Source organism: Salinifilum ghardaiensis, from assembly GCF_054491345.1.
In genome coordinates, this window is record NZ_CM137101.1 from 3,317,297 (window position 1) to 3,330,222 (window position 12,926).

Annotated in this window: 9 protein-coding genes, 1 tRNA gene and 1 pseudogene; 7 read left to right on the forward strand and 4 right to left on the reverse strand. The window is 67.9% G+C overall.

Annotated elements, in window-relative coordinates; all coding sequences use genetic code 11:
* Positions 1-194 precede the first annotated feature (194 nt).
* Positions 195-2,054 (forward strand): helix-turn-helix domain-containing protein, encoded by a 1,860-nt coding sequence (locus ACVGV0_RS15055; protein WP_459156317.1) that lies wholly within the window; start codon positions 195-197, stop codon positions 2,052-2,054.
* A gap of 432 nt (positions 2,055-2,486) precedes the next feature.
* Positions 2,487-3,107 (forward strand): TetR/AcrR family transcriptional regulator, encoded by a 621-nt coding sequence (locus ACVGV0_RS15060; RefSeq protein WP_459156318.1) that lies wholly within the window; start codon positions 2,487-2,489, stop codon positions 3,105-3,107.
* A gap of 249 nt (positions 3,108-3,356) precedes the next feature.
* Here ACVGV0_RS15060 and ACVGV0_RS15065 read toward each other — a convergent pair whose 3' ends face one another.
* The gene (locus ACVGV0_RS15065) at positions 3,357-3,635 is read right to left on the reverse strand and encodes a pyridoxine 5'-phosphate oxidase C-terminal domain-containing protein (protein WP_459156319.1); all 279 of its coding nucleotides are present in this window, start codon (positions 3,633-3,635) and stop codon (positions 3,357-3,359) included.
* A pseudogene (locus tag ACVGV0_RS15070) lies at positions 3,529-4,494 on the reverse strand (pyridoxamine 5'-phosphate oxidase family protein); the annotation flags it as partial. The pseudogene ACVGV0_RS15070 and the gene ACVGV0_RS15065, both read right to left, overlap by 107 nt.
* Before the next feature lie 125 nt (positions 4,495-4,619).
* Between ACVGV0_RS15070 and ACVGV0_RS15075 the strand changes: the two are divergent.
* Positions 4,620-4,706: transfer RNA gene (locus ACVGV0_RS15075), tRNA-Leu, on the forward strand.
* A gap of 1,022 nt (positions 4,707-5,728) precedes the next feature.
* Here the strand turns inward: ACVGV0_RS15075 and ACVGV0_RS15080 are convergent.
* Together ACVGV0_RS15080 and ACVGV0_RS15085 are read right to left on the reverse strand one after the other, a co-directional pair.
* Positions 5,729-7,156 (reverse strand): sodium:solute symporter family protein, encoded by a 1,428-nt coding sequence (locus ACVGV0_RS15080; protein ID WP_459156320.1) that lies wholly within the window; start codon positions 7,154-7,156, stop codon positions 5,729-5,731.
* A 70-nt stretch (positions 7,157-7,226) separates the two neighbouring features.
* A complete protein-coding gene (locus tag ACVGV0_RS15085) occupies positions 7,227-8,459 on the reverse strand; it encodes a metal-dependent hydrolase family protein (protein WP_459156321.1) in 1,233 nt (410 codons plus the stop codon).
* A 152-nt stretch (positions 8,460-8,611) separates the two neighbouring features.
* Between ACVGV0_RS15085 and ACVGV0_RS15090 the strand changes: the two genes are divergently transcribed.
* The 4 genes from ACVGV0_RS15090 (at position 8,612) to ACVGV0_RS15105 (ending at position 12,826) form a co-directional block, all read left to right on the forward strand.
* On the forward strand, positions 8,612-9,490 hold the full coding sequence (locus tag ACVGV0_RS15090; RefSeq protein ID WP_459156322.1) for a MurR/RpiR family transcriptional regulator: 879 nt from the start codon (positions 8,612-8,614) through the stop codon (positions 9,488-9,490).
* 1,116 nt (positions 9,491-10,606) lie between these two features.
* Entirely contained in the window at positions 10,607-11,122 is a 516-nt protein-coding gene (locus tag ACVGV0_RS15095; protein ID WP_459156323.1) for a transposase, read from the forward strand.
* Positions 11,119-12,006: an IS3 family transposase gene (locus tag ACVGV0_RS15100; RefSeq protein ID WP_459156324.1), complete on the forward strand. Its 888-nt coding sequence runs from the start codon at positions 11,119-11,121 to the stop codon at positions 12,004-12,006. Before ACVGV0_RS15095 ends, ACVGV0_RS15100 begins: the two co-directional genes overlap by 4 nt.
* Positions 12,007-12,010: 4 nt before the next feature.
* Entirely contained in the window at positions 12,011-12,826 is an 816-nt protein-coding gene (locus tag ACVGV0_RS15105; RefSeq protein ID WP_459156325.1) for an NAD-dependent epimerase/dehydratase family protein, read from the forward strand.
* Positions 12,827-12,926 lie beyond the last annotated feature (100 nt).

Consider the following 12,926-nt stretch of genomic DNA (forward strand, 5'->3'; position numbering starts at 1 on the left):
CACTGCTGCTGCGTTGTCGGGCAGGCGGGGCCTGGTTGGTCGGGTGCGAATTCACGGTGTTGTGCGGGCATCGACGGGGTGACCGCCGGATTGCCACGAAGTATGGGAAGAAGGCCGTTCGCCAACAACGCTCGTGCATCCCGTCCCGGCATCAGGCTGGCACTGAGTCACAAGTCGTCGTATTCTTGCTCGGCATGGCAGGACGCCCGCCCGACGCGGTGGTCCTCAGCGAGGACGAACGTGCCGCGCTCCTGAGCTGGACCCGCAGTCGCAAGTGCTCGCAGGCCCTGGCGCTGCGCGCCCGCATCGTGCTGGCCTGCGAGCAGCAGGGCACCAGCAAGGCCGTGTCCGAGCAGCTCGGCGTGTCCCTGGACGCGGTGCGCCGGTGGCGCTCGCGGTACCTCGCCGAAGGCCTGGAGGGCCTCGCCGAGCGGCGCCGCCCCGGCCGTCCGCCGCGTTTCGACGAGACCCTCGTCAACGAGGTGCTGGTCCGCCTCCTCGAACCGGCCCCCTCCGGGCGCCGGTGGTCGACGCGCTCCATGGCCACCGCGGTCGGGGCCAGCCAGGCCACGGTGAGCCGCATCTGGCGCACCTACCGGCTCGGCGCGAAGCAGGCGCGCCCCTCCCCGGGGGGCGGGGCCGACCGCGCCCCGCTGCCGAACCGCATCCGCGATGTGGTCGGACTGTTCCTCGCCCCGCCGACGCGGGTCCTGGCCGTCGCGGCCGACGAGGACGCAGCGCCCTCCCCGGAGGGCGGGACGGCGGAGTCGACCGCCTCGATGCAGCGCCGCACCGGGGAGGCCCGCGAGGTCCTCGCGGTGGCGAACGCGTTCGCGCAGGTCGGCAGCGACGCGGAGGCCGGCGGTTCCCAGCGGTTCACCTCGTTGCGGGCGTTCCTCGAACGCCTGCAACGCAGCGTGCCGGCCAGCATGGCGGTCCACCTGCTCGTCGACGGGTTCACTGCTGCAGATCAGGACGCGCTGGCGGACTGGTTGCAGGAGCACCCGCGACTCCACCAGCACGTCGTGCCCCCGGAGGGCTCCTGGCTCGGCGAGGTCGACGCCCTCCTGGCGCGCAACCCGCTGCCCAGCGATGAGCACGTACTCGGCTTCAGCGCATCGCTGGCGGGGCTGCGGGAGGACCTCCGAGCCTGGTGCAGCACCTCGACCCCACCGGCACGGCCGTTCACGTGGACCAAGAGCCCGCGCTCCCTCTGGAGCGGCGACCAGGACTACCACGGCCTCATTTATGACTCAGATCAGCTGAATGCTGTGCAAACCAGTGACTCCGACCGGGACGGCCGCGAAGCCGCCGAGCCATCCGCGGCCTCGGGCTCGTCACCCCCGCGGATCGCCGACCGCGTGGCCGCGCTCGTCCGCGAGGAACTCGCGGGCGGGAGGTTCAAACCGGGTGAGCGCGTCAAGGAAGCCCCCTTGGCGGCCAGGCTGGGCGTCTCCCGCGGGCCGGTGCGCGAGGCCCTGCGGGTCCTCGCCGAGGAGGGCATGCTCGAACTGCTCCCCAACCGCGGAGCCGCCGCTCCCCACGTGAGCGCCGAGAACATCATCGACCTGTACGCGCTGCGCGCCTCGGTGGGGAGTTTGCTGATGCGCCGCATCGCCATGCGCCCCCGCTCCGAGCTGCGTCCGGTCCGCACCGCCCTGGCGCAGGTCCAGTCCGTCGCCCGGGACGAGGACCACGCCCAGATCGGCGAAGCCGACCTCAAGTTCCAGGACGTGGTGGCGCGGACGACCCGGCTGCCCCAGGCGGGCACGATCTTCGAACGGCTCACGATGCGCCTCCGGATGTTCAACTCCGCGCTGCAGCTGGACTGGGCCGAAGTGGTCGACCTCATCGCGCGCGAGGACGCGGGGATCTACGAGGCGGTGCACAACGCCGACGGCGCCGAAGCCGCCCGGCGCTGGCGGGTGAAGATCGAGCGCAGCGTCCGCTACATGGTCGCCCAGCTGCCGCAAGACCACTTCGACCCCAACCTCTGGGTCACCCTCGCCGGCAAGCCTCCCCTCCGCCGCGACGATCCGCGGGGCGTCCACTGAGCACACCGGTCACCTCGGGGACCAGCCCTCCGGAGCCGCTGCCGCACACCTCGACGCCGCGACGGCGCAACGGGCACCGCACCGGAGGGCGGGTGCTCGCCTCGGGTCAGCGCTGCGCCGCGTCGGGCCGGGGGTCCGACGAGCCCTGGCGGCGGATCCGAGCCCGCTTGGCCACGTTCCGGCCGATCACCCCCGTCGCGCGGCCGTCCTGCTGGTACCGCGCCAACGACCGCGCACTGCCCCGCTGCGTCCAAACCCCTCCCGTTTCGCGTGGAGCTCGGCCGGACCCCGTCGTCATCGACGAGAACACCCGGGAACCGAGGTCGCACCGGGGCCTCAGCACCGGGGCGCGCGCCGGTCGACCGGACCATCATCGACGAGCACGCGCCGCAGCGATCGATGCAGCATGGGGCAGGTGACGGAGGTGAAGTGATGACCGAGCAGCGCGCCGCGCGCCAACGCCGCGCCGACGGCGAGGAATCCCGCCGCGAGGTCCTCGACGCCGCCGCCGCGGTCGCCGGCGAACGCGGCTACGAGGGCACCAGCATCGCCGCGGTCAGCGCCAGGTGCGGACTCCCGGTCAGTTCGATCTACCGGCACTTCAAGGACAAGGACGAGCTGATCGCGGCCGTCATCGAACGCAGCTTCCACACCTGGCTGGCCACCGTCACCCTGCCCGACGAGGTGGCCGACACGTCGAAGGACCGCGTGGTCGAGCTAGCTCGCGACGTCGCCGGGGCGCTGCTCGAAACACCCGACTTCCTGCGGCTCGGCTTGATGCTGGCCCTGGAACGGCACCCCGAGGACCCCAGCGCCCGCACCGTGTTCCTCCAGCTCCGCGGCACCGCGCACCGGCACTTCGCCGACATCGTGCGCGAAGTCGAACCCTCGCTGGACGAGCACGCCGTCCAGCTGCTGACCACCTACGCCGTGGCCGCGGTCGACGGGCTGTTCATCGCCAAGGAGGTCGGCGGGGACTCCGTCGACCTCGTCCGGCTCTTCGAACTCCACGCGCGCGCGATCTTCGACGCCGCCGCGCACCTCGCCGGGTGACCGCGCTCGGGGCCAGCGCGCGGAAGCGCACCCCGCTCGGCGGCGAGCTGCGCCGCGCGATCGACCGCGGCAACTCCGCCGCGCTGCCCCCGCCGGCAACCCTGAGCCCGTGGCGACGAGGGCCGCACCGCGCGGTGCCCGGCCCGCCGCACCGGCCACCGACGCGCCCCACTTCCTCCGCGATCGTTTCCCGGTCCCGACGCACGTCCCGTGCGGAGGGTCTCCCGCGGCGGAGGAAGCGGAACACCGTCACGGCTGGAGCCGCTGGTGGGTCCAGGCAGCGGTGCCGGGGGTGCGGTCGTAGCGCAACCGCCGGTGCAGCCGGTCGGGGCTGCCGTGCCAGAACTCGACGGCCTGCGGAACGCAGCCGGTAACCGGTCCACTCCTCGGGGCGGCTGATCGGACCGCCCGTGCCGGCGAGTCCCTCCGCCCGGGCTTTGAGCGCGGTGGCGTCGTCGAGGGGACGGCTCTGCCGGGAGGCCGCCGTGGTCGCCCGGGCGACGAGCGGTCGCCGGGCGAACAGCTCATCGGACTCCTCGTCGGTGAGGGCCTCCACCGGCCCCTGCGCGGTGAGCTGCTGGAGCGTCTCACGCCAGTGGAAGGTCAGCGAAGCCCAGGGCGTCACGGCCAGGTCCCGTCCCTTGCGGCTGCCCCGGGAGCCGGTGAAGAGCAGTCCCCGTTCGTCGAGCTCCTTCACCAGCAGCACGCGGCTCGACGCCCTGCCCGAGCTGTCAGCGGTGGCCAGCACCGCCGCGTACGGCTCGCGCACCTCGTGGGTGACTGCGGAGTCCAGCCAGTCGCGCATCAGCGGGTGCGGGTCCTGCGGTGGGGTGTCGAACTCGGGCAGCACCAGAGCGGTGTCACCGCCGAGGGTCTGCTCCTGCGCCGTCATGCCTGCCGTCCCTCCCGATCGCGCGTGGATGTTCCAGCCATGTGGTTCAGTTGATCGCCCGGTCGGGACCGGGGTCCGGATCCGGCAGCGAGCCGGCGGTTCCGAGGAGCTGCGCAGGCCCCGATCGCCCGGCCCAGCCCGGCGGAGCAACGCCCGGCCCTGCTCGCACCACCCCGCGCCGGTCGGTGCCGCCGCCCGTGCGCCGCCCGCGTTGATCAACGGTACCGGCATCCCCCGACGCCGGGGACGGATTCGGGAGTTCGAAGGACCCCTCCCCCGGCCACGGCGGCGGAGACGCCGGGCTGCGGGTTCGGTGCAGCGGATCCTCGCCGGCCGGCGCTCCCGACCACTCTCCGTGTCCGGAAGTGGCGGGCCGGCCCGCGGAGGTTCAGGCGCCCGATCACCGCGAGGGCGGAGCGGGAACTGGGCCACCTCAAGCCCCGAGCTGAGGATCCGCCCCCGAGCGCACCTCCCGGCCGCAGCGAAGCGCTGCATTTGCGCAGGTCACAGCATCGCTGCGACTGGCGAGCCGAGGAAGGGAGGGGGGTGTGCACGCCCCAGCCGACCATGGGTTAATCTGTATGCACAACACAGCGGGGCGGGCGGCAAAGCCCCGAGGCGTCGGAGTGGCGGAAAGGCAGACGCGCTAGCTTGAGGTGCTAGTGCCCTATTGACAGGGCGTGGGGGTTCAAGTCCCCCCTCCGACACAGCGAAAATCCTAGGTCAAGCTTTTGACCTAGGATTTCTTCATTGAGCGCTGATCGGCGGTTCTCCCCTCCACTAGCTGAGCTGCGGTTCTCGCTGTGGGGGTTCAAATCGCGAGGCGACTTGCGCACTAACCACACGTTCGTGGCCACAACGCAGAACATGTGCTCTCGACGCCGATCGAAAGCGTCCCGTCGTTTCGGAGCCCCGGCTGGAGACGGCCTCGGCCGGCGCCCACCTCAACGCGGCCGCTCCCGCTCACGCGCCATCCGCTCGAACCGGTCCGCCGCGGCCTCGGCGTCCTCATGCTCCCACACCCTGACCACCGACCAACCAGCTGCCATCAACGCCGCGTCGGTATCCCGATCCCGCCGCACCACGCCCTCCAACTTCCGCCGCCACCACCCTCGATTGCTCTTCGGCACCGAACCGTGCACCGGACACGAGTGCCAGAAGCAGCGAACACCGCGATCCTCGGACCCCGCAACAGCGCATCAGCCCCGCGAGGCGTGCGGCTGCGCGAAGCTCACATCGTCGGCGAACTGGACTTGGGGGTGACGTGCACGCGGAGAGGCCGTTAGCGCTCCGCGATTGCACGAGCGACGAACCGATCATCCTCACCCGAGCCCACCTGCCCCACCTCGACCTGTCGAACAGCACGTTCCCGCGCTCGAAACCGCCGACTACCCAGTGCGAGCACGACCTGCAGCTCCGCAGCATCCGCGGCAATCGTCTGAACCTGGTCAGCGCGTACATCTCAGGACAACTCAACCTGACCGGCGCGCGGTCGAACGCTTCCGACGCACCGGCGTTCAACACCGAGCGGATCACCGTCGGCAACGGCTCTTCCTCACCGCCACCACCGCACCGGAAGTTCGCCCTCCCGCCGATGACACCGCACGACAGGCCAGCCCCCGCGCCACTGCCCTTCGGCCTCTTCGACGAACCCACATTCCTCCTCAACCGGGTCAACGCGGCGCCGATCGACGATGCCGCTCTCGAAGGCGCAGTCGCATGTCGTGCTCTACGGTTCAGTGTTCTCCGCTTCGTCGATCCGCCGCTGCTCGGTCTCGAGCGGCTTGCTCGCGAGGCTCCCGAGCACGAGCGCGAGCACCGACAGCGGGAGCGCGATGAGCACCGAGTTCCAGTCGTTCGGCTTGTCCAGCACGAACTCCCAGATCAGCACTGCGCTCGTCCCGACGACCATGCTCGCCAACGCCCCGACCTTGGTCACCCGCTGCCAGAAGAGCACGGCCAAGACCGCCGGTGTGATGGCAACACCGTAGATCGTGTACGAGTGCATCTGCAGTTCCAACACGCTCGGGAAGAACTTCCCCAGCAAGTAGGCCAGCACTGCAATGCCGACAACGGCCAGTCGGTGGAGCTTCAGCCGCGCCTTCTCCGAGACCTCTCGGGATACGTGCCGGACGTAGAAGTCGTAGACCACATTGCCGGCGACGGAGAGCATGAAGGACGTGCCGGTGGTGATGATGAACGCCAGGGCACCGGCCAGAACCATCCCGCCGATCACCGTCGGGATGAAACCCTCGGAGGCGAGGGACAGAACCGCGGTGTCCCCCGATTCCAGGTCCGGCAGCAGGATCGAGGCGGCCGAGGCCAGGATCCCGACAGGGATCATGACGACGAACGCACCGATGAAGAAGCCTGCCGTCGAGCTCCGCGCCGTGCCCTGGTCGCGGGCCGCGGTTAACCGCTGGTAGAGGTTCTGGTCTGCCAGGATCAGCAGCAGCAGCGGCAGGAAGTACCCGAGCAGTTGCATCGTGGAAAGACCGCCGGTCAGCGATTGCGACGGCGCCGAGAGCTGGTTCCAGTAGTCGACCGGAGAGCCGATCTGGGAGATCACGATGGGAACGCTGACCAGCAAGGACACCACGATCAGAAGCGCCGAAGCCGCGTCGGTCCACGCCACGCTGAGGAGTCCACCACCAACGGCGAGGAAGGTGACGACGCCTGCCACCAGCAGGGTGGCCTGCGCCTGCGACAGTGGCGTGAGCAGGCTGATGATGTGCCCACCACCGATGAACTGGTAGGCCGTGATGCCGACGTAGGCGAGCAGAATGACCAACGCACCCAGCATCCGCACACCGATCCCGTACCGGGCTTCCAGCAGTTCCGGCACTGTGTACTTCGACAGTGCGCGGATCTTCGCGGCGGCGAAGTAGAGAACCACGATGCCGACGGGGGTACCGGCCGAGAACAGCATCGACGCGAGCGGCCCGTAGTTGTAGGCGAAGTTTGCCCCGCCGACGATCGTCCCGGATCCGACCCAGGTGGCCAGCAGCGTCCCGACGAGCACCGGCCGCGGGAGCGCGCGTCCGGCGAAGATGAAGTCGTCGCCGGTGCTGACCCGGCTCGATCGCGAGAAGTAGGCGCCGATCAGGAGCATCACGGCGAGGTAGACGACGAGAACGACCAGGTGAACGGTCTGCACTGCCCCTCCAAGTGCTCGGGTCGAACGGACCCGAGGAATCGATGTCGCTGAGCGTGGATCCGGTTCGAGATCAGTGGCGTCGGTCCGCGACGATCCGACCGCCCTGGACGACGCAGCGGTGACGTTCCTCCGCGTTGACGAGCACTTCCAGGTCCTCCAGAGGGTTACCGTCGACGACGAGCAGGTCCGCACGGGCGCCCGGGGCGACCACGCCGATGTCGCCCTCAAGGCCGAGCAGACGGGCTGCGTTGACGGTCGCCGCGCGGATCACGTCGGCGGCGGGCTGCACCTGACCGCGCACCCGGAACTCATGGAGTTGGTAGACGCCCATCCCGCCGAGCAGATCGGTGCCGTAGGCCAGGTTGACCCCGGCTCGATGTGCCTTCTCCAGCGCAGCGAGCCCGGCATCGAGCACCTCGTACACCTTGCGATGGGAGTTCGCCGGCAGGCCGTACTTCGGTCCGTCAGCGGCGAGTCGGTCGTAGGTGATCAGGGTCGGCACCAGCCACGCATCGTGCTCCAGGAACAGTTCGATGCTGGAGTCCTCCAGCAGGTTGCCGTGCTCGATACACCGCACGCCGTTCCTCAAGCCCCGTTCGATCGCCCGTGCGTGGTAGGCGTGCCCGGTGACGTATCGGTTGGTGTTCGTCGCTTCCTCCACGAAGGCCCGGATCTCCTCCTCGGAGTACTGCACGGCGCTCACCTCGTCGGTGGGAGAGGCCACCCCGCCCGAGAGCATGATCTTGATGTGGCTCGCGCCCTTGCGCAGCTCGTCGCGAGCAGCGCGCCGCACCTCGCTGACGCCGTCGGCGATTCGGCCGCCGACCTTGGACTGGCAGCAGGGGACGGAGTCCTCATCGCGGGTTCGAAAGTCGCCGTGCCCACCGGTCTGGCTGATCGCGCTGCCGCCGTACACGATCCGGGGGCCGGTGATCACCCCCTCCTCCACCGCCTGCGCCAGACCGTGGTCGGCGCCGCCGGTGTCGCGCACGGTGGTGAACCCGCGCTCGAGCATCGCGGCCAGGGCAGAGGTGGCACGCGCGGTCCTGTATGAGGCGTGCCATCCGGCCACCGCGTGCGCATCGGCCGAGGTCAACATGGCGTGCACGTGCGCATCGATCAGCCCGGGCAAGACCGTGGCCCCGGCGAGCGGCAGGACGGGCACGTCGTCCGGTGCCGAAGGGGGCCGTCCGGTGCCGACCTCCGCGATCCGACCGTCGGTCACCTCGATCCATGAGAGGTCGGAAAGCCTCCCCGTATCGGGGTCGAGGACATGCGCATCGGTGAGCAACAACCTGGTCATCTACCACTCCCGCTGTCGAGCACGTGTGGTGGGCACCACACGATCGACGCAACAGTAAGGTGCACAATGATGCATACGCAATACTTGTTGCACGCAGATCGGTTGCGTCATGCTGGGTCTTTCACGCTCGGAACCGCACGGGAGAACCACAGATGTCCGTTGAGACCTGGATCGATGAGTTCGTTCGCCAGAACCCGCTGGGGGCACAGGCGTCGCGGGTGGTCCAGGTGCTCAACTCACAGCCCCGGTTCGCGTCGTACGCCACCGCGCGCGACCTCGCCGACCGGGCAGGCGTGAACATCTCGACGGTCACGCGAACCGCTCAGGGGCTGGGATTCAGCGGTTGGTCGCATCTCCAGCTCGAGCTCCGCAACCGCTACCTCGGGAGCCTCGGTGCGAGCGAAGTGCTCACCGAGCACGCGGATTCCGCGGGTGACCCGGTGCAGTCGGCCTTCCAGCAAGACGCCGACAACATCGCCCTCGCTGCCCGGACGGTCGACGTCGACACCATCCGCACGGTTGCCGACACGATTCGCCGATCGGGACGAACCTTGATCATCGCTTCCGGCAGTTTCCTCGCGCCCGGAATCGTTCTCGCCCACATGGCCAGTTTCATGGGAATCGACATCACCTGCGACGGCACCGGTGGAACGATCCGCGTGAATCAGATCCTCAAGCTCCAGCCAGGAGATTGCCTCCTGGTCGTGAACGTCTGGCGTCTCCCGCGCGAGATCCTGGCCGCCACGCAGCTCGCGAAAGACCGCGGCGTCACGATCTGCGTCATCACCGACCAGCGCTCCACGCCGCTGGCGTCGGCCGGCGACCACGTCGTGATCGTCCCCAGCGAAGGGGCCTCGCTCTTCCCGTCGATGGCAGCGGCACTGACCACCGCCCACGCCATCGCCGCCGAGATCGCCGCCGCGGATACCGAGGGGGTCCGTGCCGCCCTGGCCGAGTGCGAGGAAGCCTGGCACCGCCTCGACCTCATGGAGGACCAACCCATCCGAAGCCGCCCAGAACGACAAGAATGATGAACTGGTCCTGCGGCAGAGCCGCGATCTTCGACGAGTGGGAACCGCCGGACAGATAACCCGATCACCGCTCCCCTGCCCGGCACCAACGCAAGCCTCGTCAGCGCATCGCACGAGGCCATCGCCGCCTGATCCACACCCGCGACTGGCGCCAGCAGGGAAACAACCTGCCGGGTCGTCCCTTCGTCCGACCGATGCAGGTGACGACCACCGTCGCACTCCCGCCCAGGCCGCCGAAAACGGTCTCGCCGCAGCGAGCAAAGGCGTGTGCAGCTTCTTCGAGGTAGTCGACCGCGACCATGGTGTGCACCAGGACCAATACTCGAGACCCGCCGCCCCACAGATGTGGACCGGCCGGGACTCATCCCGAGCTGCTAACACGGTGCGCATCGAGCTCAGCGAGCGCCACGGGGAAACGCGATTCGCGAAGGTCGCAACGCCCCACCCCTCGACCGCCTTCCCTGGCATGAGGGGAAATTCACGCCACCGTGGGACCATAGCCCTGTTCGGCGGCAAGTCCCTGCGCCGCGCGTGCGGTCGCCACGCATTGCTCCGCCGCGCGTTCAAGGGTGGGGCCGGGTCCGTAGTGGACTACCCGGAAGATCAGCCCACCTCATCTCCGGCGACACCGGAAGGCCACTAGCGCCCCTCCGCACGCGGATAGGGATCGGTGTTGGCACCTCTCGCGATCGGCTCACCGACCCAGCAAGGACGCGCCAACTCCGTGCGCAGCAGCGCAGGCGCGTTCACCTTCACCACGATCTTGCTGTCGAAGTCATGCCCCGAATCCAGTGCCAAGTACGTGTGAGCCCGGCGTGCGAAGCAGTACCGCAACACGGCTTCGCACGCTAGACAAACACCACCTGACCAGCACAGACATTATTCAGCACGCCGAGCACCCGGTGCGCCAGTGGAACTCGACGGCGGCGATGCCAAGGGGACGGGTCGCCCGCGTGCTGAAGCAGGCCTCTTGTCCCCGCGTCAGTTTCCCTCGTCAATGTTGACACCGCTCACTTCCCCTACTACCGTGATGTAATTACTGTAAACATCTTCTGCTGAAGGAAGCCCTGTCCACCATGCTCGTGACTGACAGGAACGCTCGGAAGACGAGGGACCATGCAGACCATTCTGGGAGCGAACGGCCAAATCGCGGTCGAGTTGACTCGGGAGCTGAACCGCCAGCACGCGAAGGACCTGAGGCTCGTGAGTCGCAGTCCGCGCAAAGTCAACGTCACGGACAACCTGGTCCCCGCCGACCTACTCGACGCTGAGCAGACTGGACCGTTCCCGCTTTGGCGGACAGCCGAGAGTAGTGATCGACTGTCTGTAAAGAGGTGGATGATGGCGGCGTCACGCCGGAGGTACACCGCCGAGTATCGCAACCATGCGGTAGCGTTGGTCCGTGAATCGGGCAAGCCGATTGCGGAAGTAGCACGCGATCTCGGAATCAACGAGGGAACGTTGGCGAACTGGACCAACAAGGCCCGTCAGAGTGCGGCCGACGACGACAAACCGTTGACGACATCGGAACGCGCCGAATTGGAGCAACTCCGCAACGACTACCACACGGTGCGCATGGAGCGCGATTTTTTACGGCGTGCGGCGGAGTACTTCGCGAGTCACCCGAAGTGAAGTACGCATTCATCGCTGCCGAACGCGAGAAAGATCCGCCGCAGTACACGGTGACGTTCATGTGCGCCATGCTGAATGTGCGTCGTCAAGGCTATTACGAATGGCTCGATAAAGAGCCCACGGCCCAGCAGCGTCGCGATGACACCTTGACGGAAAAGATCTGCTCCATCATGCAACGCCATCGGCATCGACTGGGTATCCGACGCGTGCGTGACCAGCTTGCCAGGCTGGGCGAGACGGTCTCGCACAAGCGGGTGCACAGGCTGATGCAGGCCGCTGGCCTGCAGTGTCGGCACTCACGCCGTCGCCGGGTACGGTCCTCGCAGCAGGAAGAGCAGTCCGCGTTGACCGATCTTGTCCAGCGCGACTTCACCGCCACCGCCCCCGATGAAAAATGGATGGGTGACATCACGTACCTGAATACCGACCAGGGGTGGGCGTATCTGGCTACGGTGCTGGACTGCTACTCTCGCAAAATTGTCGGTTGGCGTCTGGACACCCATCTGCGGGCCGAACTGGTCACCGACGCACTCGGCGACGCGATAGCACGACGCAACCCCGATGACACTATTTTTCACTCGGACCGCGGGTGCCAATACACGAGCCGCTTCTTTCGGGGCTTCTGTCGTTCCAACGGTATCCGCCCGTCCGTAGGAGCCACCGGTGTCTGTTTCGACAACAGCGTCGCCGAGTCCTTTTTCGCGCCCCTGAAAAAGGAACTCATCCACGGGCATCACTGGGCCAGCGTCAGCGACCTGCGCGTCGCGGTGTTCCAGTTCATCGAGGGCTACTACAACCGCCACCGGCCGCATTCCACCAATAACTACCGCACACCCGAGGAACAGGAAGACGAATTTGCCAAGCTCACGCTGACTGCGGCATAATCAAGTGTCCGCTCAAGCGGGAACACTTCAGACGAGGACCGCAGTCGAGGGCAGCGAGATCGTCTACTTCACAGCCGGACTACCCCCGAAAACCAAGCTCTGGGAGGAGCAGTTCCCCGCGATGCTCCGAAACGCCCTGGACGCGAGCCGGGCCGTAGGCGCGAAGTTCGCTTACTTCGACAACACGTACATGTACCCGCAAGACGATCGCGTCCAGACCGAGGAGACCCCCTTCGCTCCGGTCGGACGCAAGGGCAGGGTCCGCGCGACGATGGTCTCGATGGTCCTCGACGAGATGACACGGGGCGACATCCAGGTGCTCATCGGCCGCGCCCCAGAGTTCTACGGTCCCGGGCGCACGCAGAGCTTCACCAACACCCTCATCATCGAGAACATCAAGAACGGCAAGAAACCCCGTGTCCCGGTTCGCGACGACCGACTGCGCACGCTCATCTGGACACCTGACGCGAGCCGCGCACTGGCGGCATTGGGCAACGCGCCGAACGCGTACGGGCAGACCTGGCACCTCCCCGTCGACGACAACCGACCGACCTACCGGGAGTTCGTCGATATGGTGGCAGAGGTCTTCGACCGCGACGACGGGTACAGCGTTATTCCAAGGTGGGCGCTGAGCGCTGCCGGACTCTTCTCCGAACAGGTTCGGGAGATCAAGGAGCTGCTGCCGCGCTACGAGCAAGACAGCCGCTTCGACTCCACGAAGTTCAAGGCGGCCTTCCCGGACTTCAACGTGACCACCTATCGAGCCGGACTCGGGATCATCCGCGCGGAGGCTGACGACGAGCGCGCCGAGCAGGGCTAACGAGCCCTTGCGCATACCGTGATCGATGACCACTCCCGCCTCGCTCACGCCGAGATGTGCGGCGATGAGAAGTCCGAGTCCTCCACCTGCGTTCTGCGGA